Here is a 20,769-nt window from a genome sequence, read left to right as displayed (position 1 = left end):
ATATGCCAGCGGTATGTGGAGACCCATCGCCCTCGCGCTCGCTCTGACCTGCGGCTTCGCCGTACCCGCCCAGGCCTCTGACGACCTCGGCGCCGCACGGGCGCTGGCCGACGTGCCGGTGCGCGGCGCCAACGACTGGTCGTGCCGCCCCTCACCCGCTCATCCGCGCCCCGTCGTGCTGGTGCACGGCACGTTCGCCACCCCCGACCTCAACTGGATCAAGCTGGCCCCGCTGCTCAAGGAGGAGGGCTACTGCGTCTTCGCGCCGACGTACGGCAGGCTCAGGCGGCTGCCGCTGGTCGCCGCCGTGGGCCCGATCGACAGGTCGGCCGAGCAACTGGCCACCTTCGTGGACGGCGTGCTCGAAGCGACGGGCGCAGACCGGGTGGACCTGGTCGGGCACTCGCAGGGCGGCATGATGCCGCGCTGGTACCTGCGCTTCCTCGGCGGCGCGCAGAAGGTCAGGCGGTTCGTCGCCTGGGCGCCGAGCAACCACGGCACCACGCTCAGCGGGCTGGTGCCGCTGGCCAAGCTCGTCCCCGGCGCGACGGCCATCGTGCGCGGGATCTGCCCGGCCTGCGCCGACCAGATGGCCGGATCGGCGTTCCTGGAGACGCTCAACGCCGGGCACGAGACCGAGCCTGGCGTGGAGTACACGGTCTTCGCCTCGGACCACGACAGCACGGTCACGCCCGTCGAGAGCGCGTTCCTCGCCGGGCAGAATGTGCGTAACGTGATGCTGCACGACGGTCCGGACCACGCGCTGATGGCCGTCGACCCGGACGTGCTGCGCAGGACGGTCGCGGTCCTCGCCGTTGACCCTGACACCGTGTGAGCCCCTAGACCTGGAGGAGTCATGTTCAGCATCGGAGACTTCGCCAGGCTCGGCCTCGTGTCAGTGCGCATGTTGCGCCACTACGACGCGATCGGCCTGCTCAGGCCCGCCCAGGTGGATCCGGCGACCGGATACCGCTCCTACCAGGCCGCGCAGCTCGCCCGGCTCAACCGCATCGTCGCGATCAAGGACCTCGGCTTCACGCTGGAGCAGGTCGGCGCGATCCTCGACGAGAAGGTGAGCGCCGAGGAGCTGCACGGCATGGTACGGCTGCGCCGCGCCCAGCTGGAGGCGCAGATCAGCGCCGACCTGGCGCGGCTGCGCGGGGTCGAGGCGAGGCTCCGGATGATCGAAAGAGAAGGTCGTCTGATGTCACACGAAGTCGTCGTCAAGAAGGTCGCACCGGTCAGGGTCGCCGAGCTCAGCGCGCGGGCGGCCAGCTACGAGCCGCACCACATCACCCCGGTGATCCAGCCCCTCTACCGCGAGCTGTGTGACAGGTTGGAGGCGGCGGGTGCGGCGATCTCTGGACCGGCGATCGCCTACTACCTGCCCGAGGACGACGGCGGCGTCATGGTGCACGCCGCCATCGAGGTGGCGGGCGACGGGGTGGAGACCCACTTCCTGCCCGCGATCGAGCGGGCGGCGACGGTCATCCACCACGGTTCCATGGACGGGGTGGGCGAGACCTTCCAGTCGCTCGCCCACTGGGTAGAGGAGAACGGGTACGAGGCGCTCTCCCTGGCCAGGGAGGTGTACCTGCACTCGTCGGAGAACGTCGAGGAGTGGGTGACGGAGTTGCAGATGGAAGTGAGGGAGACGGCATGACCGAGATCGTGGAACATCCCGAGCGCCCCTACCTGGGGATCAGGCGCGAGATCACCATGACCACCTTCGGACTGGTCGGTGACCGGATCGGCGAGATGATCGGCTGGCTGATCGAGCGCGGCGCCTTCCCCGCTGGAGCGCCGTTCTTCCGCTACGACGTCGTCGACATGGACAACGACCGGCTGGTGGTCCAGGCGGGCGTGCCCATCACCCAGGCGGTGGAGCCCGAGGGCGACTACTTCACCGACGCGCTCCCGGCCGGCCGCTACGCCACCGTGCGCCACCACGGCCACCCGGACGGGCTGATGGCCGTCACCGCCGAGCTCCTGAGCCATGACCTGAAGTGGGACATGACCCAGGAGGCCGACGGCGAGCACTGGGCCGGGCGCACCGAGCACTACCTGACCAACCCGATGGAGCAGCCCGACCTCAACGAGTGGGACGTCGAGCTGCAGTTCCTGGTCAGAGACTGAGGACGGTCCTGAGGTCGGCCTTGATGGCGTCCAGGTCGGCGGCCGCCCGGTCGCGGTCGTCGGAGACCACTTCGAGGTAGCACTTGAGCTTCGGCTCGGTGCCCGAGGGGCGGACCACGACCCGCGCGTCGCCCTCCAGCAGGAACCGCAGGCCGTCGGTGGGCGGCAGGCCGCCGTCGCCCTTGGCCAGGTCGTCCGTCCTTCGCACGGACCGGCCGCCCAGCGTGGACGGGGGCGTCGCGCGCAGGCGGGCCATCGCGTCCGCGATCAGCGACAGGTCGGCGACCCTGAAGGCGAGCTGCGAGGTGGCGTGCAGGCCGTACGTCGTGGCCTGGTCGTCGAGGAGGTCGAGCAGCGTGCGGCCGTCGCGCTTGGCGGCGGCCGCGATGCCCGCCACGGTGAGGGCGGCGCCGATGCCGTCCTTGTCGTGGACGGGCAGGCCGCGGTCGGAGCCGACGCTGTAGCCGATGGCCTCCTCGTAGCCGAAGACCATGCCGTCACCGGCCCGCATGATCCACTTGAAGCCGGTGAGGGTCTCCTCGTAGCGCACGCCGTGCGCCGCCGCGATCTTGCCGAGCAGCGTGGACGACACGATCGTGGTCGCCACCAGGCGGTCGCCCGTCGTGTGCCTGATCACGTGCTCGCCCAGCAGCGCGCCGAGCTCGTCGCCGGTCAGCATGCGGAAGGCGCCGTTCCTGTCCCGCGCGCCGACGGCGCACCGGTCGGCGTCCGGGTCGTTGGCCAGCACCAGGTCGGCGTCGATCTTCGCGGCCAGCGCCAGCGCGAGGTCCATCGCGCCCGGTTCCTCCGGGTTCGGGAAGGCCACCGTCGGGAAATCCGGGTCCGGGTCGCGCTGCTCCTCGACCGCCACCGGGCTGTCGAACCCGGCGGCCAGGAACGCGCCGGTCAGCGTCGCCCCGCCCACCCCGTGCATCGGCGTGTAGGCCACCCGCAGCTCGCGGGCGTCGCCCAGGGGGAGCGTGGTGAGCGCGGTGATGTAGTCCTCGACGATCGCGTCGTCGAGCTCGGTCAGCGTGCCGGGGCCGTCCAGCGGCAGCTCGTTCACCGGGCCGACCGCGTCGATCGCGGCGGAGATCTCGCTGTCGACCGGCGGCACGATCTGCGAGCCGTCGCTCCAGTAGACCTTGTAGCCGTTGTCGCGCGGCGGGTTGTGGCTGGCCGTGACCGTCACGCCCGCGTCCGCCCCCAGGTGACGTACGGCGAAGGCCAGGACGGGCGTCGGGAGCGGCCTGGGCAGGAGAGAGGCGTGGATGCCCGCGCCGGTCAGCACGGCCGCCGTGTCGCGGGCGAAGACGTCGGACTTGTGGCGGGCGTCGTAGCCGATGACCACGTGCCTGCCCGGACCGAGCACCTTCGCCAGGCCGGCCGCCGCGCGCATCACGGTGACGCGGTTCATCCGGTTGGGCCCGGCGCCGAGTTCGCCGCGCAGGCCTGCCGTACCGAACTCGAGCTTGGCGCCGAAGCGCTCCTCGAGCTCTTCCGGGGAGTCGAGCATCGCCTCCAGCTCGGCCCGGGTCTCGGGGTCCGGGTCCTGGGCCAGCCACGCCAGCGCGAGATCCTTCACAGCCTGTCGACCACCTTCGCGAGCAGGACGCCCATGCGGGCGGCAGTGCTCCTGCCGACCTCCAGGACCTCTTCGTGGTTGAGCGGCTCGCCGACCAGCCCGGCGCCCGGGTTGGTGACGAGCGAGACGCCCAGCACCTCCAGGCCCGCCTCGCGGGCGGCGATCGCCTCAAGGACCGTGGACATGCCGATCATGTCGCCGCCGAGCGTGCGCAGCATGCGGATCTCGGCCGGCGTCTCGTAGGTCGGGCCGCGGAAGGCGACGTAGACGCCCTCGGCGATCGACGGGTCGATCTCGTGCACCAGCGCGCGCAGGCGCTTGGAGTAGACCTCGGTGAGGTCGATGAAGGTCGTCCCGGTGATCGGGTTGGCGCCCGACATGTTGATGTGGTCGGAGATCAGCACGGGGTCGCCGACGTTCTGCGTCTCGGGGCGCAGGCCGCCCGCTGCGTTCGTCAGGACGATCGTGCGGACACCGGCGGCGGCGGCCGTGCGGACGCCGTGCACGACCACCTCGGGGCCGCGGCCCTCGTACAGGTGGGTGCGGCCGAGGAAGATCAGCGCGTGCTTGCCCGACTCGGTGCGCACGACGCGTACCTTGCCGCCGTGCCCGGCGACGACCGGCGGCGCGAAGCCGGGCAGGTCGCCCACCGGGACCTCGGCCACCGTCTGGCCGATCACGTCCGCCGCGGGAACCCACCCGGAGCCCATCACGAGGGCTGCGTCGAAGGTGTCGAGTCCCGTCGCGCTCTTCAGCGCGGCGGCGGCGTCCTGGGCCAGGTTGTATGGATTGGTGCTCACCTCAGTAGTTTAGGAGCAGCCGCTCCAGGACCCTCACACCGAACTGCAGCGCGTCGACAGGCACCCGCTCGTCGACGCCGTGGAACATCGCCGAGAAGTCCATGTCCTTGGGCAGCCGCAGCGGCACGAAGCCGAACCCGCGCACGTCGAGGTCGGCGAAGAACGTCTTGTTGTCCGTCCCGCCCGACATGCAGTACGGCACGGCCCGCGCGGTCGGGTCCTCGGCCTTGAGCGCCGCGATCATCGACTCCACGAGGGGGCCGTCGAAGGTGGTCTCCAGCGCGATGTCGCGCTGCACGTACTCCCGCTTGACGTTGGGCCCGATGAGCGAGTCGACCGTCTTGAGGAACTCCTCCTCCAGGCCGGGCAGGAACCGGCCGTCGACGACCGCGCTGGCCTGCCCGGGGATCACGTTGGCCTTGTAACCGGCGTCGAGCATCGTCGGGTTGGTGGTGTGCTGCAGCGTCGCGCCGACGAAGCGGACCAGCGGCCCGAGCTTGTCGAGGACGAGCTGCGGGTTGGCCTCGTCGAACGGGATGCCGAAGGCGTCGGCGATCTCGGTGAGGAACCTGTGCACGGTCGGCGTGTAGGTGACCGGCCAGTCGTACGCGCCGAGCGTGGCCACGGCCCTGGCGACCTCGGTGACCGCGTTGTCGGCGTTGAGCATCGAGCCGTGGCCCGCCGTACCGTCCGCTGTGAGCTTGAGCCAGGACAGGCCCTTCTGGGCGGTCTCGATGAGATAGAGGCGCAGCGACGGGTCGACCTCCAGGGAGTAGCCGCCGACCTCGCTGATCGCCTCGGTCACGCCCTCGAACAGCTCGGGGTGCTTGGCCGTGAGGTGCTTGGCGCCGTACACGCCGCCCGCCTCCTCGTCGGCGACCCAGGCGAAGACGATGTCGCGCTTGGGGCGCTTGCCCTCGCGGACCATCTGGCGCAGGACGGCCAGCATCATGGCGTCCATGTCCTTCATGTCGACCGCGCCGCGACCCCAGATGTAGCCGTCGCGGATCTCGCCGGAGAACGGGTCGACCTGCCAGTCGGCCTTGCTGGCGGGCACGACGTCGAGATGGCCGTGCACCAGTAGTGCGGGAAGGTCTTTTTCTGTGCCCTCGATGCGGGTCACGACATTTCCCCTCTTGGGGGCTGACTCGCTGTAGTGGGCCTCCAGGCCCACCTCGGCGAGCCTGGCCATGACGACCTCGGCCGCCTCCCGCTCGCCAGGACCGCTGCCGTCCCCGTAGTTGGTGCTGTCGACCCTGATCAGCTCGGCGGTGAGCTCGGCGACTTCGTTCTCGGCGGGGGTCATGGCGTTCTCTCCATCGTGAGCAGGCCCGACTTGCGCAGGTGACCACGCTTGTAGGCACGGGTGATGAGCGTGACGTTGAGGTCGGTGACGTCGTCGAGCGGTCCGACGACCTCGGTCAGGAAGCGGTACAGGTCGGCCTCGTGCGCGACGGCCACCTGGATGATCAGGGTGTGCGTGCCGCTCGTGGCGGCGCAGTAGCGGACGTTGGGGTGGGCGGCGAGCGTCTGGCCGACGTGGTCGAGCCCCTGTGGGCGTACGGACAACCAGAGCTTGGCCTCCACCTCCAGCCCGAGCAGTGCGGGCTCCACCTCGGCGCGGAGCAGCAGCACGCGGCGCTCCAGCAGCGAGGCCACCCGGCGGCGGGCGGTCGGCACCGAGATGTCGAGGCGCTCGGCGATCGCGGTGAAGGCGATCCTGCCGTCCTCGGCGAGGAGCTCGGCGATCTCCTGGTCGAGGGGTGAGAGCGCGTCCTGGTCGGGAAGGGGTTCCGTCGGGGCCGGGGGTCTCAGCTGGGCGACCTCGTCGTCGGTGAGGTACGGCGCGTGCCACTCGGCCACCGTCGTGAAGGTGTGCAGGACGACGTGGGTCTGCGTCCTCAGCACGCCGTCGATGCCGCCGAGCTGCGAGGAGACGATGTCGTGCAGGGCGTCGCGGGTGGGGGAGACCAGCTCGCAGCCGACGTCGGCCACGCCGGTCACGGCGTAGACGGACCTGGTGTCCGGCCTTTCCGCGAGGGCTTCGGCGACCTTGCAGGACGTGCCGGGCCGTACCTGCACGTGCAGGTGCACCGGGCGGCCGTGGCCGGAGCGCAGGTCGTCGTAGATCGCGGTGACCCTGAGCTCGCCCTCGGCGATCAGCCTCTGCAGGCGTCTGGCGACGGTGCGCTCGTTCTCGCCCACCACGCGGGCGATCTCGCCCCAGGACGCGCGAGGGCTGACCTGCAGGGCGGCGACGAGCCGCCGGTCGAGAACATCCACCAGAAGCGCCTTCGATGTCGGGTTTGTAAATATATTCCGAGATATTTGACTGTATCGGTCGTCCGCATGCACAGTAAGCCATCTCCGCACCTGAAGCAAAGGAGCCCCTGTGGCCACCCCTCCCCTTGCCCAGTCGCCACTCGGCATCCCCAGAAGCCGAGTGCGTCAGTTGCTGGCCGCCTCGATCGGCAACGTCGCCGAGTGGTACGACTGGTACGCCTACTCGGCGCTCGCGCTGTACTTCTCCGGGCAGGTCTTCCCCAAGGACGCGCCCAACAGCCTGGTCCCCTTGCTGAGCGTCTACGGCATCTTCGCCGTCGGCTTCCTGATGCGCCCCCTTGGCGGACTCCTCGTCGGCTCCTTCGCCGACCGGTTCGGCCGCAAGGCGGCGATGACCTTCACGATCGTCCTCATGGGAGTCGGCTCGCTGATCCTGGCGATCACGCCGACCTATGAGGCGGTGGGCGTGCTGTCGCCGATCATCCTCGTGCTGGCCAGGCTGATCCAGGGCCTTTCCGTGGGCGGCGAGTTCGCCTCCGCGACGACCTTCCTCGTGGAGTCCGCCCCTCCAGGGCGCCGTGGCCTGTTCTCGAGCTTCCAGTACGTCAGCACCACCATCGGCCAGCTCCTCGCCCTCGGTATCGCGGCGATTCTCGGCTCCACCCTGGCCAAGGCCGACATGGACTCCTACGGCTGGCGCATCCCGTTCGTCATCGGCGCGGTGATCAGCCTGGTGGGCCTGTGGATACGCAAGGGCGCCGACGAGACCTCGGCCGTCGCGGAAGACGTCAAGCAGGGCAAGGTCCAGCGGCCGGGGTTGTTCGACTTCCTCAAGCACTACCCCAAGCAGGCGGCGCTGATCGTCGGCATCACGATCGCGGGAACCGTGGCCTACTACACCTGGACCACGTTCCTCCCGACCTACGCCAACATCGCGGTCAAGTTCAACAAGGAAGACGCGATCAGCCTCGGCACGATCTCGCTGTTCTTCTTCGCCATCCTGCAGCCCCTCATGGGCATGCTCTCCGACAGGATCGGACGCAAGCCGCTGCTGATCGCCTTCGGCCTGGGCTTCACGCTGCTGCCGGTGCCGCTGCTCGGGCTGATGTCGAACTCGGCGGGGAGCTTCGTGACCATCCAGCTCATCGGCATGGTCTTCCTGGCCGGGTTCACCTCGATCTCGGCCGCGGTCAACTCCGAGCTCTTCCCCACCCGGGTCCGCGCGGCCGGGGCGGGCGCGCCGTACTCGCTGACCGTCGCCCTCTTCGGCGGTACGGCGCCGCTGATCGGCACCGCGTTCATCAACGCGGGCAACCCCGGGTTGTTCCCCTGGTACATGTCGGGGCTGGCGCTGATCTCCACGCTCGTCTACGTCTTCGCGCTCAAGGAGACCAAGGACCAGCCGCTGCAGTGACCCCTCAGGTGCCGACCGACTTGCAGGGGCGGCCGCGGAGCGCACGGACGTAGTCGTCCGGTGCGCCCGCGTGCTCGGCGGCGTCGGCGAGGATGCCCAGGTAGCGTGCGGACGGCAGGCCGCCCTCGTAGCCGTCGAGCACGTAGAACCAGGCCACGACGTCGCCCTCCAGGGTGTGCACCCTGAGCCTGACCTTGTGGTAGAGGCCTCTCGCTGCGCCCTCCCACTGGTCGAGGGAGTCCTCGTCCCACTCGGGGACGTCGTAGAGGATGACGAAGACGTGCTCGTCGGGGTCCTCGACGATGGAGGCGAGCGCGCCCTCCCAGCCGATGTCCTCCCCGCCGAACGTCAGGCGCCAGCCCTGCAGCCAGCCCACACCCCGCATGGGGGAGTGGGGGGCGCGCATGGCCATCTGCTTCGGGTCCATGTTGCTGCCGTAGGCGGCGTAAACAGGCACAGCGACCTAGGGTACCCGTACTCGGCGCACCCATGAGTAGCCACCGGACCGCAGGCGTATGAGGGCTTTGGGGTGGGGTGGGGTGCCGGGCCCTTCACGGCACCCCGCCCATGGCGCCTCCCACACCGCCCTCGGACCCTTCGCAGGGCACCCCGCCTCCCGGCCACACCATCCCCGCACTCTTTGCACGGCGCTCGGCATCTCCGGCACATCGCACCCCGCCGTTGGGGCCGTGCGGGTGGCCACTCCGTGGGCTCTGCGCGGGAGGCTCCGTGTGGGGGTGTCTCTCGTCCCTCTCGCCGGGGTGTCGTGTTCGTCGGGGGTTGGGGTGGGCAGGCGGGCTGCCGAGGAGGCGCTGGCGGCGCTTGGGTGGGGATGCGGGAGAATGGTACCTGTGACGAGGATCGTGATCATCGGTGGCGGACCTGGCGGCTACGAGGCGGCGTTGGTGGCGGCGCAGCTGGGGGCGCAGGTCACCATGGTCGAGCGCGACGGTCCCGGCGGGGCGTGCGTGCTGACCGACTGCGTGCCGTCCAAGACGCTCATCGCCACCTCCGTACGCAAGCAGGCCCTTCTCGACGCCCCCTCCCTGGGCGTCCACTACTCCGGCGGCGCCGACGGTGACGTCGGTGCGGCGGAAGTGGACATGCCGCTGGTGAACAAGCGCGTCAAGGAGCTGGCCCAGGCGCAGTCGACCGACATCGGCGCCCGCGTCGCCGCAGAGGGCGTCGAGATCATCAAGGCGGAGGGACGGCTGGTCGATCCGCGGGTGGTCCGTGCGGGTGACCGTACGATCAGGGCCGACGTCGTGCTCCTCGCCACCGGCGCCACCCCGCGCATCCTCCCCGGAGCCGAGCCGGACGGCGAGCGCATCCTCACCTGGCGGCAGCTCTACGACCTCGACGAGCTGCCCGAGCACCTGATCGTGGTCGGCTCAGGCGTGACCGGGGCCGAGTTCGCCGGAGCGTACCGGTCGCTGGGGTCGGAGGTCACGCTGGTGTCCAGCCGTGACCGCATGATGCCCAACGAGGACGCGGACGGCGCCGAGGTGCTCGAAGAGGTCTACCGGCGGCGCGGCATGAACGTCATGGGCCGCTCCCGCGCCTCCTCCGTCAAGCGCACCGAGCACGGCGTCGTCGTCACCCTTGAAGACGGGCGCACCGCCGAGGGGTCGCACGCGCTGATGACGGTCGGGATGGTGCCGAACACGTCCGGGCTGGGGTTGCAGGAGGCGGGGGTCACGCTCGACAAGGGTGGGTTCATCCAGGTCGACAAGGTTTCGCGCACCTCGGCGCCCGGGGTCTACGCGGCCGGTGACTGCACGGGTGTGCTGATGCTGGCGTCCGTGGCGGCCATGCAGGGGCGGATCGCGGTGTGGCACGCGCTGGGCGAAGCCGTACAACCGCTGCGGCTGGCCACGGTGGCGTCCAACATCTTCACCGACCCCGAGATCGCGGCGGTGGGGGTGGCGCAGAAGCAGATCGAGGCAGGCGAGATCGAGGCGAACGTCGTCAAGCTGCCGCTGTCGACCAACGCTCGGGCCAAGATGTCGGGGTTCAACGACGGCTTCGTCAAGCTGTTCTGCCGTCCGCACACCGGCATCGTGCTGGGGGGCGTCATCGTGGCGCCGCGGGCCTCCGAGCTGATCCTGGCGGTGTCCGTGGCCGTGCAGCAGCGGCTCACCGTCGACCAGCTGGCGCACACGTTCGCCGTCTACCCGTCGCTGTCCGGCTCGATCACCGAGGCGGCCAGGCGTCTGATGCAGCCAGGGTCGGCGACAGGCATCTGAGTACGGCTAAGCCCCGGGTAAGAAGGTCGACCGCCTCTTCTGGAGGTCGCTCGGCCGAAGAGTCATTGATGGCATAGACGCGCGCTCGTCGGCGATCCCGCGATGCGGGGCGGCGAGCGCCCACTCCGTGACGCCCGCCGCTGGAACGACATCGCGGCGTGGCCTCGTGTTGATCTCTCGCGCCTTCCCGCGATACGCGGGCGCGCTCACGCCGTAGCGTCCGCCGTGGAAACACCCCCCTATTTGGCTGGAGTCCAAACTAATGCCGGTTGACGATTTGTTGGTATAGACGGCAAACTAATTCATGAGCTGAGCTAAGGAGCATCAATGCCCTACCGACCCCCCTTGGTCGCCCATGAGTACTTCGTCGCCGACCCTCCCGAGCTCCCCGTGCGGGCGCACGGCGAGGCGGGACTGTCGGCGCTGACCGCGGCCGAGCTGGTGGCCACGGACCAGGCCGGGGTGACACTCAAGGGCGTGACCTCGGCAGAGGAGTCGCTCGTCGTCCAGGTGGGCGTCGCGGGGGAGGGCGTGATCCGCGTACGGCTGAGCCAGGACGAGGACGCGACGACGCGCTCGGCCCGCGCGACGACCATGGTGACCCCGGGGACGTACGCGGGAGCGCGGATCGAGGCGCGCGAGGGCATCGTGGTGGACGCGGGATCGTTGCGCGCCGAGATCACCCTGTCGCCCTGGCACCTGCGCTTCACCGACGCCGCCGGCCGTACCCTGGTCGAGCAGGACCGCGGGCACGTCGACATCAGCGGCAGGATGCGCACGCTCCCGTTCGGCCGCTCGACCAAGGACGGCGCGGTCGTCGGCTACCACGAGTCCTTCGCCGCCCCGGCCGACGAGGCGTTCAGCGGGTTCGGCGAGTCGTTCACCCCGCTGGACAAGCGCGGCCAGCGCCCGGTCATGTGGAACTACGACGCGTTCGGCGCCGAGTCGCAGCGCGCCTACAAGAACGTGCCGTTCTACCTGTCGAGCAGGGGCTACGGGATCCTCGTCGACAGCGGGGCGCCGACCGAGTTCGACATGTGCCAGTCGACGCACAGCACGGTGCAGATCGTGGTGCCCGACGACCTGATCGACTACTACGTGATCGCCGGGCCGACGCCGCCCGAGGTGCTCGACCGCTTCGACCGGCTGACCTGCCGTCCGCTGCTGCCGCCCAAGTGGGCGTTCGGCACCTGGATCTCCTCCGGGTTCTTCGTGGACACCCAGGAGCGGGTGCTCGACCGGGCCAGGACCATCCGCGGGCGCGGCATCCCCTGCGACGTGTTGCACCTGGACACCTACTGGCAGACCGACGGGCACTGGTCGGACCTGCGCTGGGACCCGGCCAACTTCCCCGACCCCGACGCCATGCTCGCCGAGCTCGACGGCATGGGGTTCAAGGTCTGCCTGTGGATGAACCCCTACATCTCCCACCTCAGCCCGGCCTTCCCCGAGGCGGCCGAGGCCGGATATTTCCTCAAGACCGCGCAGGGCGAGCCCTACGTGGCCGACTGCTGGCACGGCTCCTATCCCGCGTGCGCCATCGTCGACTTCACCAACCCCGAGGCGGTCACCTGGTTCCAGGGGCTGCTGCGCCCGCTCCTCCAGCAGGGTGTGCAGGTCTTCAAGACCGACTTCGCCGAGGGCGTGCCGTACGACGCGGTCGCCTTCAACGGGATGTCGGGCACCGACCTGCACAACGTCTACACGCTGCTCTTCAACGACGTCGTCTCCGAGGTCACCCGCGAGGTGGCCGGTCACGGCATGGTCTGGGCGCGTTCGTCGTTCCTGGGCGGCCAGCGCCACAGCGCCCAGTGGGGCGGCGACACCTACACCAGCTACGCCGCGATGGGCAGCACGCTGCGCGGCGGGCTGGCGCACGGCCTGTCCGGCGTCCCGTTCTGGAGCCATGACGCGGGCGGCTTCACCGGCACGCCGACCGACGACCTCTACGTGCGCTGGGCGCAGTTCGGCGCGCTGTCCCCGCTGGTGCGCTTCCACGGCACCACCAGCAGGGAGCCGTGGGCGTTCCCCGCGGTGGAGGAGCAGGTCAAGGAGGCCATCAGGCTCAGGTACCGGCTCATGCCGTACCTCTACTCGGCCGCGGTCGAGGCGGCGCGCACCGGAGCGCCGATGATGCGGGCCCTCTGCGTGGACCATCCGGACGACCCGGTCGCCTGGCAGGCGGACCTGGAGTACCTCCTCGGCCGTGACCTGCTGGTCGCGCCGATGACCTCGCCCGACGGTGTGCGCAAGGTCTACCTGCCGCACGGCGAGTGGGTCGATTACTGGACGGGCGAGGTGCTGTCCGGCGGCCGTTACGTGACGGTCGAGACCCCGCTGGAGCGGATCCCCCTCTTCGTCCGGCACGGCGCGCTCATCCCCGTCACGGAACCCGGTGACACCACGGACGTGCCGGCCGAGATCACGGTGGTCGCCTTCGGGGGCGGCGACGGCCGTACTGCCATTCACGACGAGGACGGCGAGACCCTCGTCGTCGCCACCCGGGACGGCGACGCCCTGCGCGTCACCGTCACGGGACCGAAGCGGGTCGCCACGGTCGAGTTCGCCCCCGTGGCAGGCGCTCCCACCCAGGCCGTCATCACGCAGGCCTGATTCGTTCTTGGAGAGAAGCATGTTCAGGTGGAGAAACATGGCGGCGCTCGTCGCCGTGTCGCTGGCACTGACCGCGTGCGGCGGAGCCGGCCAGGAGCAGAAGCCGGCCGCGAGCAACGAGCCGCGCGTGCTCAAGCTCTGGCACTACGAGAGCGCCGACGGCGCGATGGGCAAGGCGTGGGCAGCGGCCGTCAAGAAGTTCGAGGCCACCCATCCGGGCGTCACGGTGAAGTTCGAGGAGAAGGGCTTCGAGCAGCTCCAGAAGACCGCGAGCATGGCGCTCAACTCCGACGAGGCGCCCGACCTCACCGAGTTCAACAAGGGCAACGCCACCGCCGGGCTGCTCGCCAAGCAGGGGCTGCTGACCGACATGACGGAGGAGGCGGCCAAGCGCGGCTGGGACAAGCTGCTGCCCGGTGGCCTGCAGACCACCTCGAAGTACGACGACCGGGGCATCATGGGCGCCGGCAAGTGGTACGGCGTGACCAACTACGGCGAGTACGTGATGGTCTACTACAACAAGGACCTCTTCAAGAAGCACGGCGTCGAGGTGCCGACCACGTTCGAGGAGTTCACCGCAGCCCTCGACACCTTCGCCAAGGCCGGGGTCACGCCCATCTCCAACGCGGCGGCCGAGTACCCAGCCCAGCAGATCTTCTACCTGCTGGCGCTCGCCAAGGCCAACCGGGCCTGGGTCGACTCCTTCGAGCTCTACAAGGGCAAGGTCGACTTCCACGGACCCGAGTTCACGTACGCGGCCGAGACCATGGCCGACTGGGTGAAGAAGGGCTACATCGACAAGAAGTCGGCCGCGCTCAAGGCCGAGGACATGGGCGTCGCGTTCATGGGCGGCAAGTTCCCGATCATGATCTCGGGCAGCTGGTGGTACGGCAGGCTGCAGAGCGACATCAAGGACTTCGAGTGGGGCTCGTTCCTGTGGCCGGGCAACCAGCTCGCACCCGGCTCGGGCGGCAACCTCTGGGTCGTCCCCGAGAAGGCCAAGAACAAGGACCTGGCCTACGACTTCATCGACATCACGATGAGCAAGGAGATCCAGAACCTGCTCGGCAACTCCGGCGGCGTCCCCGTCGCGGCCGACCCGGCGGCGATCACCGACGCGAAGAGCAAGGAGCTCATCGACACCTTCAACAAGGTGACCGCGCAGGACGGGCTGGCCTTCTACCCCGACTGGCCCGCCCCCGGCTACTACGACGTGCTCGTCAGCGGCGTGCAGAACCTGATCAACGGCAGCAGGACGCCGGCGCAGGTGCTCGACGAGATCGCCAAGCCGTACGAAGAGGGCGTCGCGGACCTTGGCAACTAGGCGCGGCTACTGGATCTACCTGCTCCCCAGCCTGGTGCTGTTCGCCGGGGTGATCGTCGTCCCGTTCCTGATGAACGTCGGGACGAGCTTCACCAGGTGGTCGGGGGTGGGCACGCCGCGATGGGTCGGCCTGGACAACTACGTCAGGCTGTTCCAGGACGAGCGGTTCTGGGCGTCGTTCAGGAACAACACGGCGCTGATCGTGGCGATGGCCGTCATCCCGACGATCATCGGGCTGGTCCTGGCCGCCGCCCTGTTCGACTACATCGGCAAGAAGTTCGGCGCCCGTACGGCCAGCGCCCTGCGCGCCGCCTTCTACCTGCCGCAGGTGCTGCCCGTGGCGGTCGCCGGGGTGGTGTGGGGCTGGATGCTGCACCCGTCCTACGGCGCGGTGAACCAGATCTTCGGCCTGGACGCGGACTGGCTCGGCGACCCCGACCTGGCCCTGGCCACCGTCATGGCGGTGATGGTCTGGTTCCAGCTCGGCTATCCGGTCGTCATCTTCATGGCCGGTCTGCAGCGGGCCGATCCCGCGCTGCACGAGGCGGCGGAGATCGACGGGGCGGGGTGGTGGCGCAGGTTCTGGCACATCACGATCCCGCAGATCAGGCCGGAGATCTTCGTGGTCCTGCTCACCTGCACGATCGCGGCGCTCAAGGTCTTCGGCCCGATCTACGTGCTCACCAGGGGCGGTCCCGGCGGCGCGACCAACGTCCCGTCCTACTTCTCGTACCTGAACTTCTTCCAGAAGGCCAACGTCGGGTACGGCTCCGCCATCGCGACGATCCTCGCGCTGATCATCGTCGTGGTGACCTTCCTCTTCCTGCGCGTCCAGGAGCGTGCGGAATGAAGTATCCGATCCTGACCGCGCTGGTCGTGCTCGCCCTGGTGATGCTGTTCCCGTTCGGCATCGTCACCATCAACGCGATCAAGTCGCCTGCCGAGTACAGCTCAGCGGGCCCGCTGAGCCTGCCCGGCGGGCTCTACCTCGACGGCATCGTGTCGTTCTGGAACCGCGTCGACTTCGGCGGCAAGCTCTGGAACAGCTTCCTGATCAGCGGTTCCGTCTCTGTCCTGGCTGTCGTCCTGTCGGTGCTGAACGCCTACGCCATCGGCATCGGCCGGGTGCGCGGCAGGCTTTGGGTGCTGGTGCTCTTCCTGGTGGCCAACACGTTGCCGCAGGAGGCGCTGGCCTACCCGCTGTACTACCTGTCCAAGGAGCTGGGCCTCTACGACACCCGGCTCTCCATGATCATCATCTTCACCGTCATCCAGGCGGCGTTCGGCACCTACCTGCTGAGCGCGGTCCTCGGCCAGTTCCCGAAGGAGATCCTGGAGGCCGCCGAGATCGACGGCGCGGGCCGGTTCCTGGCGCTGTGGCGCATCGTGGTGCCGATCAGCAGGCCCACTCTCTCGGTGTTGATGATCTTCTTCTTCATCTGGACCTGGAACGAGTTCTTCCTCCCGCTGATCTTTCTGATCTCGAACGACAACCAGACGGTGCCCGTCGCCCTCGGCGTGCTGCAGGGCGAGAAGTTCATGGACGCCACCACGTCCAGCGCCTCGGCGCTGCTCGGCATCGTTCCCGCCGTGGCCTTCTTCCTGATCTTCCAGCGCACGCTCACCCGCGGAATCACCGTAGGAGCCATCAAATGAAGCGTTCCCTCGCGGCTCTCCTCCTCCTGCTCCCCTTATGCGTCGCGGCAACCCAGGAGCCTCCCTTCCACGACACTGGGCTGCCCATCGCCCAGCGGGTCGACGACCTGCTCGGCAGGCTCACCCTGGCCGAGAAGGTCTCCCTCCTGCACCAGTACCAGCCCGCGATCCCGCGCCTGGGCATCGGCCTGGTCAAGAACGGCACCGAGGCCCTGCACGGGGTGGGCTGGTCCAACGACGTCGACGACAACGGCAACTCGGTGCTCGCAGAGGGCACGGTTTTCCCGCAGGCCATCGGCCTGGCGAGCACCTGGGACCCGGAGCTGCTCAAGCGGGTGGGCGCCGCCACCGGCGACGAGGCGCGCGGCTACAACGCGGAGAACCCGCGCCTGTGGGGGCTGAACCTGTGGGCGCCGGTCGTCGACCTGCTGCGCGACCCACGCGCCGGGCGCAACGAGGAGGGTTACTCCGAGGACCCGCTGCTGACCGGCGCCATGTCGACCGCCTACACCTCGGGCCTGAGCGGCGGCGACCGGACGTATCTGAAGACGGCGCCGCTGCTCAAGCACTTCATCGGCTACAACAACGAGACGTCCAGGGACGTCTCCAACTCCAGCCTGCGTCCCCGGGTCATGAACGAGTACCAGATCCCCGCGTTCAGGACCGCGCTCGCCGCGGGGACCGCGCACGGCGTCATGACGTCCTACAACCTGGTAAACGGGCGCCCCTCCACGGTCACCGACCTGAACGCCACGGTCCGCTCGTGGGCGAAGGGGCCGGTGATGAACGTCTCGGACGCCTACGCCCCAGGCAACCTCACCGGCTCGCAGGCCTACTTCGCCACCCCGGCGGAGGGCGCTGCCGCCATGCTCAAGGCGGGCAACGACAGCTTCACCGACCAGGGCACCAACCCGGCCACGACGCTCGCGGCCGTCAACGGCGCCCTGGAGCGCGGGCTGATCACCGAGGCCGACGTGGACAGCGCGGTGAGCCACGTGCTGACCATCCGCTTCAGGCTGGGCGAGTTCGATCCTGACGGCGGGCCGTACGCGAAGATCACCAAGGACGTCGTCAACAGCCCGGCGCACAAGGCGCTGAACCGCGAGGCGGCGACCAGGGCCATGGTGCTGCTGAAGAACGAGGCCAGGGCGTTGCCGCTGGCCAGGAGCGTCAAGAAGGTGGCCGTGATCGGGCCGCTGTCCGACTTCCTCTACGGCGACTGGTACGGCGGGCGCCTGCCGTACCAGGTCACCCCTGTGGACGGGATCAAGGCCGCCCTGCCCGGCGCCGAGGTGACCGCCTACGAGGCGGTGGACAAGGTCGCGCTGAAGACCTCCACCGGCAAGTACGTGACCTTCTCCGCCGACCCGCAGGGCGGACCTGTCGTGGCCGACGCCGCCCAGGCGGGGCCCGCGCAGACCGCGAGCCTGTACGACTGGGGCGGCGGCCCGCTGTTCTTCAGGGCCCAGGCGAACGGCAAGTACATGTCGTGGGCCTTCGACGGCTCGGTGAGGAACGACCAGGACCAGCCCAACGGCTGGTTCGTGCAGCAGGGCTTCACTCCCGTGCCGCAGGCGGACGGCTCGATCCTGCTCTCGCACAACCCCGGCTGGGGGCCCTTCTACCTGACCGTCACCGGGACCGGCGCGCTGTCGTTCTCGAACGACGTGGCGCAGGCGGAGCACTTCACCATGGAGACCCTGTCGAAGGGCGCGGACGAGGCGGTCGCCGCGGCCAAGGACGCCGACGAGGTCGTCGTGGTGGCGGGCAACATGCCGTTCGTCAACGGCAGGGAGACCGACGACAGGGAGAGTCTGAAGATCTCCGCCAAGCAGGACGAGCTGATCAGCGCCGTGCACGCCGCCAACAGGGACACCACGCTGGTGCTCGAGTCCGGCTACCCGCTCACCTGGAGCGACCAGACGGTGCCCGCCGTGCTCTGGACGTCGCACGGCGGGCCCGAGCTGGGCAACGCGCTGGCGTCCGTGCTGTTCGGCGCGAGCAACCCGGGCGGCAGGCTGACCCAGACCTGGTACAGGTCGGAGGGGGAGCTGCCGGGCATCCTCGACTACGACATCATCAAGAACGGCGTCACCTACCTGTACTACCAGGGCAAGCCGCTCTACCCGTTCGGCCACGGGCTGAGCTACACGAGCTTCGCCTACGAGGGGCTGAAGGTCGCCGGTGACCGGGTCAGCGTCAAGGTGACCAACACCGGCTCCAGGACGGGCGACGAGGTGGTCCAGCTCTACACCCACCAGCACGCCTCACGGGTACGGCAGCCGGTCAAGCAGCTGCGCGCCTTCGAGCGCGTGACGCTCGGCCCCGGCCAGAGCAAGAAGGTCGTCTTCACCCTGAAGAAGGCCGACCTGGCTCTCTGGGACGTCACCAGGAACCGCTTCGTCACCGAGACCGCGACCCACGACGTCCTGGTCGGCTCCTCGTCGGCCGCCATCCGCCAGCGCACCACCATGCACGTCAACGGCGAGACGATCCCGCCGAGGGACCTGACCAGGGTGACCCGCGCGGCCGACTTCGACGACTACTCCGGCGTGGAGCTGGTCGACGAGACCAAGGCCTCGGACACGGCGGTCGGCGCGTCTACCGGGGACTGGATCTCCTTCGGTAACGCCCGGCTGGGCAGGGCCTTCACCGCCGGGGTCGCCTCGGCGAGCGGCGGCTCCATCGAGCTGCGGCTGGGCTCCCCGACCGGGACGCTGCTCGGCATGGCGCAGGTCGCCGCGACCGGCGGCGCCTACCAGTGGGGCACCGCCTCGGCTACCGTCGGTGGCGGGACGGGCGATCTCTACCTGGTGTTCAGGGGAGACCTGAGGATCAAGGATTTCGCACTCGCCAGGTGATCTTGGAGGGCATGTGACGGCGACGGCCGGGCGAACAGGACTTCTGGGCGCGCGGCTCGTCGCCGTGTGCGCCGCCTGGGGCGTCTTCTGGGGGTCGTGGTCGGCGCTGCTGCCCGCGATCCGCGAGCAGATCCACGCCTCGCCCGCCGACCTGGGGTTCGCGCTGGCGGCCGTGCCGATCGGCGCGATCCCGGCGATGGCGTTGACCGGGCGGCTCATCAGGGGGAGGGAACGGCTCGCGCTCGCGTTCTGCACCGCGCTGTTCGCCCTGACCACCGCCGGGATCGGGCTGGTCGGCTCGCCGGTCCAGCTGGGGCTGGCGCTGCTCGTGCTCGGTGCGACCAGCGGCGCGCTCGACATCGCGCTGAACGTGGCCACCGGCAGGGCGGAGCGGGAGACCGGGCGCAGGCTGTTCCAGCCGGTGCACGCCGCCTTCCCGATCGCCGTCATCGTCGCCGCCCCGGCCACCGGGCTGGCCCGCCAGCTCGGCCTCGCGCCCGTCCAGGTGCTGCTGGCGATCGCGGTGATCGTGCTGGCGGCCGCGGCCTTCGCGCTCGGCCTGCCGGTCGGGCGCGGGGTCGGCGAGGTGGAGCCGCACGCCAGGAGCGCCTGGCGGCGGGCGCTCGTGCTCGGCGCGCTGGCGGCGTGCGCGCTGGTCATCGAGAACTCCGTCGAGCAGTGGTCGGTGCTCCTGCTGGAGGACTTCCGCTCGGCGCCGGTCCTGCTGGCCAGCGCGGCCCCTGCTGCGTACATGCTGGCTCTGACGGCTGGGCGGCTCGTCGTGCAGGCGCTGCCGCCGGTGCCCATGCGGCTGCTCTCGCTGGTGGCCGCGCTGGGCGGGGGAGGCGGGATCGTGCTGGCCGGGCTGGCACCGTACGCCTGGCTCAGCCTGGTCGGGTTCGCGCTGACCGGGCTGGCGCTCGGGCCGCTGGTGCCCGCGATGCTCAGCAAGGCGGCGGTCGGCGACGATCGGGGCACGCTCGTCTCCGCCGTCTCCACGGTGTCCTACACCGGGTTCGTCGTGAGCCCGCTGCTGGTGGCCGGGCTGTCTGCAACTTTCACGCTTCCCGTCGCGCTGGCGCTGCTCGGCCTGCTGGTCGTGCCATTGCTAATAAGTTCGTTGTGACGCCAAACTATTGACCGGGTTTTGCGCCTGTGTGAATCTCTGGATGACCTGTTCAGAAAGGATTCCCGTATGCGCAGAACCCTCTTATGCCTGTGCGCGGCAGCCCTCGTCGTGCTCGCGATGATGGCGCCGGTATCGGCAGTGACGGTTGATCCGTACACCTTCAAGGGGGTGAAGATAGGCGGCGGCGGGTTCGTCCCAGGCCTGGTCTTCAACCAGAAGGAAAAGGACCTGATCTACGCCAGGACCGACATCGGCGGGGTCTACCGCTGGGACAGGTCGAAGTGGGTCCCACTGCTCGACGGGATCGGCTGGGACAAGTGGAGCCACGTCGGCGGCGTCAGCGTCGCCACCGACCCCGTCGACCCGAACCGGGTGTACGTCGCGACCGGGATGTACACGAACGACTGGGACCCCAACAACGGCGCGATCCTGCGCTCCACCGACCGTGGCGCCACCTGGGCCGTCACCGAGCTGCCGTTCAAGGGCAGCGGCAACATGCCGGGCCGCGGCATGGGCGAGCGCCTGGTCATCGACCCCAACAGGAACAACATCCTCTTCTACGGCACGGCCAACGCCAACGGCCTGTGGAAGAGCACCGACTACGGCGCCACCTGGGCGAAGGTGACGAGCTTCCCCAACGCCGGAAACTTCGCCCAGGACCCGAACGACACCACGTACAACTACAACACGATGACCCAGGGCATCCCCTGAATCACCTTCGA

At 69.5% G+C, this 20,769-nt stretch carries 17 protein-coding genes; 12 read left to right on the top strand and 5 right to left on the bottom strand.

All coding sequences use genetic code 11. From position 1 onward, the window contains the following. Window positions 1–13: 13 nt before the first annotated feature. The 3 genes from ACIBG8_RS23970 to ACIBG8_RS23960 are packed head-to-tail and all read left to right on the top strand — an operon-like array spanning window position 14 to window position 2,136. Window positions 14–835: an esterase/lipase family protein gene (locus ACIBG8_RS23970; RefSeq protein ID WP_397345139.1), complete on the top strand. Its 822-nt coding sequence runs from the start codon at window positions 14–16 to the stop codon at window positions 833–835. 21 nt (window positions 836–856) lie between these two features. Next, on the top strand, window positions 857–1,663 hold the full coding sequence (locus tag ACIBG8_RS23965) for a MerR family transcriptional regulator (protein WP_397345138.1): 807 nt from the start codon (window positions 857–859) through the stop codon (window positions 1,661–1,663). Beyond that, a complete protein-coding gene (locus ACIBG8_RS23960) occupies window positions 1,660–2,136 on the top strand; it encodes a GyrI-like domain-containing protein (protein WP_397345137.1) in 477 nt (158 codons plus the stop codon). Before ACIBG8_RS23965 ends, ACIBG8_RS23960 begins: the two co-directional genes overlap by 4 nt. Here ACIBG8_RS23960 and ACIBG8_RS23955 read toward each other — a convergent pair. Genes ACIBG8_RS23955 through ACIBG8_RS23940 form a run of 4 tightly spaced genes read right to left on the bottom strand, consistent with a single transcriptional unit; the run spans window position 2,126 to window position 6,804 of the window. After that, window positions 2,126–3,721, bottom strand: a complete 1,596-nt coding sequence (locus ACIBG8_RS23955) for a phospho-sugar mutase (RefSeq protein ID WP_397345136.1) — start codon at window positions 3,719–3,721, stop codon at window positions 2,126–2,128. The genes ACIBG8_RS23960 and ACIBG8_RS23955 overlap by 11 nt on opposite strands. Further along, complete coding sequence (locus tag ACIBG8_RS23950) at window positions 3,718–4,521, bottom strand: purine-nucleoside phosphorylase (RefSeq protein WP_397345135.1); 804 nt, start codon at window positions 4,519–4,521, stop codon at window positions 3,718–3,720. Before ACIBG8_RS23950 ends, ACIBG8_RS23955 begins: the two co-directional genes overlap by 4 nt. A 1-nt stretch (window position 4,522) precedes the next feature. Continuing rightward, window positions 4,523–5,827, bottom strand: coding sequence for a M20/M25/M40 family metallo-hydrolase (locus ACIBG8_RS23945; protein WP_397345134.1), 1,305 nt, complete (start codon window positions 5,825–5,827; stop codon window positions 4,523–4,525). Continuing rightward, the gene (locus tag ACIBG8_RS23940) at window positions 5,824–6,804 is read right to left on the bottom strand and encodes an Lrp/AsnC family transcriptional regulator (protein WP_397345133.1); all 981 of its coding nucleotides are present in this window, start codon (window positions 6,802–6,804) and stop codon (window positions 5,824–5,826) included. The genes ACIBG8_RS23945 and ACIBG8_RS23940 overlap by 4 nt, the downstream gene beginning before the upstream one ends. Window positions 6,805–6,913: 109 nt before the next feature. On the opposite strand from ACIBG8_RS23940, the gene ACIBG8_RS23935 reads away from it, so the two are divergent. Further along, complete coding sequence (locus ACIBG8_RS23935; RefSeq protein ID WP_397345132.1) at window positions 6,914–8,218, top strand: MFS transporter; 1,305 nt, start codon at window positions 6,914–6,916, stop codon at window positions 8,216–8,218. 4 nt (window positions 8,219–8,222) lie between these two features. Here the strand turns inward: ACIBG8_RS23935 and ACIBG8_RS23930 are convergent, their stop codons facing one another. Beyond that, entirely contained in the window at window positions 8,223–8,675 is a 453-nt protein-coding gene (locus ACIBG8_RS23930; RefSeq protein ID WP_397345131.1) for a gamma-glutamylcyclotransferase, read from the bottom strand. A gap of 394 nt (window positions 8,676–9,069) precedes the next feature. Between ACIBG8_RS23930 and ACIBG8_RS23925 the strand changes: the two genes are divergently transcribed. The 8 genes from ACIBG8_RS23925 to ACIBG8_RS23890 all read left to right on the top strand — a co-directional run bounded on the left by ACIBG8_RS23925 (window position 9,070) and on the right by ACIBG8_RS23890 (window position 20,758). Next, window positions 9,070–10,464, top strand: a complete 1,395-nt coding sequence (locus ACIBG8_RS23925; protein WP_397345130.1) for an NAD(P)H-quinone dehydrogenase — start codon at window positions 9,070–9,072, stop codon at window positions 10,462–10,464. Window positions 10,465–10,791: 327 nt separating this feature from the next. Continuing rightward, window positions 10,792–13,077 carry a TIM-barrel domain-containing protein gene (locus ACIBG8_RS23920; protein ID WP_397345129.1) on the top strand — a complete coding sequence of 762 codons (2,286 nt, stop codon included), beginning with the start codon at window positions 10,792–10,794 and terminating at the stop codon, window positions 13,075–13,077. Between the two features lie 19 nt (window positions 13,078–13,096). Further along, complete coding sequence (locus tag ACIBG8_RS23915; RefSeq protein ID WP_397345128.1) at window positions 13,097–14,401, top strand: extracellular solute-binding protein; 1,305 nt, start codon at window positions 13,097–13,099, stop codon at window positions 14,399–14,401. Next, window positions 14,391–15,251, top strand: a complete 861-nt coding sequence (locus ACIBG8_RS23910) for a carbohydrate ABC transporter permease (RefSeq protein ID WP_397345127.1) — start codon at window positions 14,391–14,393, stop codon at window positions 15,249–15,251. The genes ACIBG8_RS23915 and ACIBG8_RS23910 overlap by 11 nt, the downstream gene beginning before the upstream one ends. Beyond that, the gene (locus ACIBG8_RS23905) at window positions 15,248–16,057 is read left to right on the top strand and encodes a carbohydrate ABC transporter permease (protein WP_397345126.1); all 810 of its coding nucleotides are present in this window, start codon (window positions 15,248–15,250) and stop codon (window positions 16,055–16,057) included. Before ACIBG8_RS23910 ends, ACIBG8_RS23905 begins: the two co-directional genes overlap by 4 nt. Beyond that, window positions 16,054–18,918: a glycoside hydrolase family 3 C-terminal domain-containing protein gene (locus tag ACIBG8_RS23900; protein WP_397345125.1), complete on the top strand. Its 2,865-nt coding sequence runs from the start codon at window positions 16,054–16,056 to the stop codon at window positions 18,916–18,918. The genes ACIBG8_RS23905 and ACIBG8_RS23900 overlap by 4 nt, the downstream gene beginning before the upstream one ends. A gap of 13 nt (window positions 18,919–18,931) precedes the next feature. Next, window positions 18,932–20,044, top strand: coding sequence for an MFS transporter (locus ACIBG8_RS23895; RefSeq protein ID WP_397345124.1), 1,113 nt, complete (start codon window positions 18,932–18,934; stop codon window positions 20,042–20,044). A 69-nt stretch (window positions 20,045–20,113) separates the two neighbouring features. Next, on the top strand, window positions 20,114–20,758 hold the full coding sequence (locus ACIBG8_RS23890) for a WD40/YVTN/BNR-like repeat-containing protein (protein ID WP_397345123.1): 645 nt from the start codon (window positions 20,114–20,116) through the stop codon (window positions 20,756–20,758). Window positions 20,759–20,769 lie beyond the last annotated feature (11 nt).

Origin of the sequence: Nonomuraea sp. NPDC050556 (assembly GCF_044457355.1) — a bacterium.
Classification (GTDB): Bacteria; Actinomycetota; Actinomycetes; order Streptosporangiales; family Streptosporangiaceae; genus Nonomuraea.
Note: the sequence above shows the minus strand (reverse complement) of the source record. Positions and strands in the feature narration are given on the sequence as shown.

Bases quoted from the DNA above. Each gene is read 5' to 3' on its own strand.
- ACIBG8_RS23890 (WP_397345123.1), top strand. From the start codon at position 20,114: ATGCGCAGAACCCTCTTATGCCTGTGCGCGGCAGCCCTCGTCGTGCTC.
- ACIBG8_RS23945 (WP_397345134.1), bottom strand. From the start codon at position 5,827: ATGACCCCCGCCGAGAACGAAGTCGCCGAGCTCACCGCCGAGCTGATC.
- ACIBG8_RS23920 (WP_397345129.1), top strand. From the start codon at position 10,792: ATGCCCTACCGACCCCCCTTGGTCGCCCATGAGTACTTCGTCGCCGAC.
- ACIBG8_RS23905 (WP_397345126.1), top strand. From the start codon at position 15,248: ATGAAGTATCCGATCCTGACCGCGCTGGTCGTGCTCGCCCTGGTGATG.
- ACIBG8_RS23915 (WP_397345128.1), top strand. From the start codon at position 13,097: ATGTTCAGGTGGAGAAACATGGCGGCGCTCGTCGCCGTGTCGCTGGCA.
- ACIBG8_RS23900 (WP_397345125.1), top strand. From the start codon at position 16,054: ATGAAGCGTTCCCTCGCGGCTCTCCTCCTCCTGCTCCCCTTATGCGTC.
- ACIBG8_RS23965 (WP_397345138.1), top strand. From the start codon at position 857: ATGTTCAGCATCGGAGACTTCGCCAGGCTCGGCCTCGTGTCAGTGCGC.
- ACIBG8_RS23960 (WP_397345137.1), top strand. From the start codon at position 1,660: ATGACCGAGATCGTGGAACATCCCGAGCGCCCCTACCTGGGGATCAGG.
- ACIBG8_RS23970 (WP_397345139.1), top strand. From the start codon at position 14: ATGTGGAGACCCATCGCCCTCGCGCTCGCTCTGACCTGCGGCTTCGCC.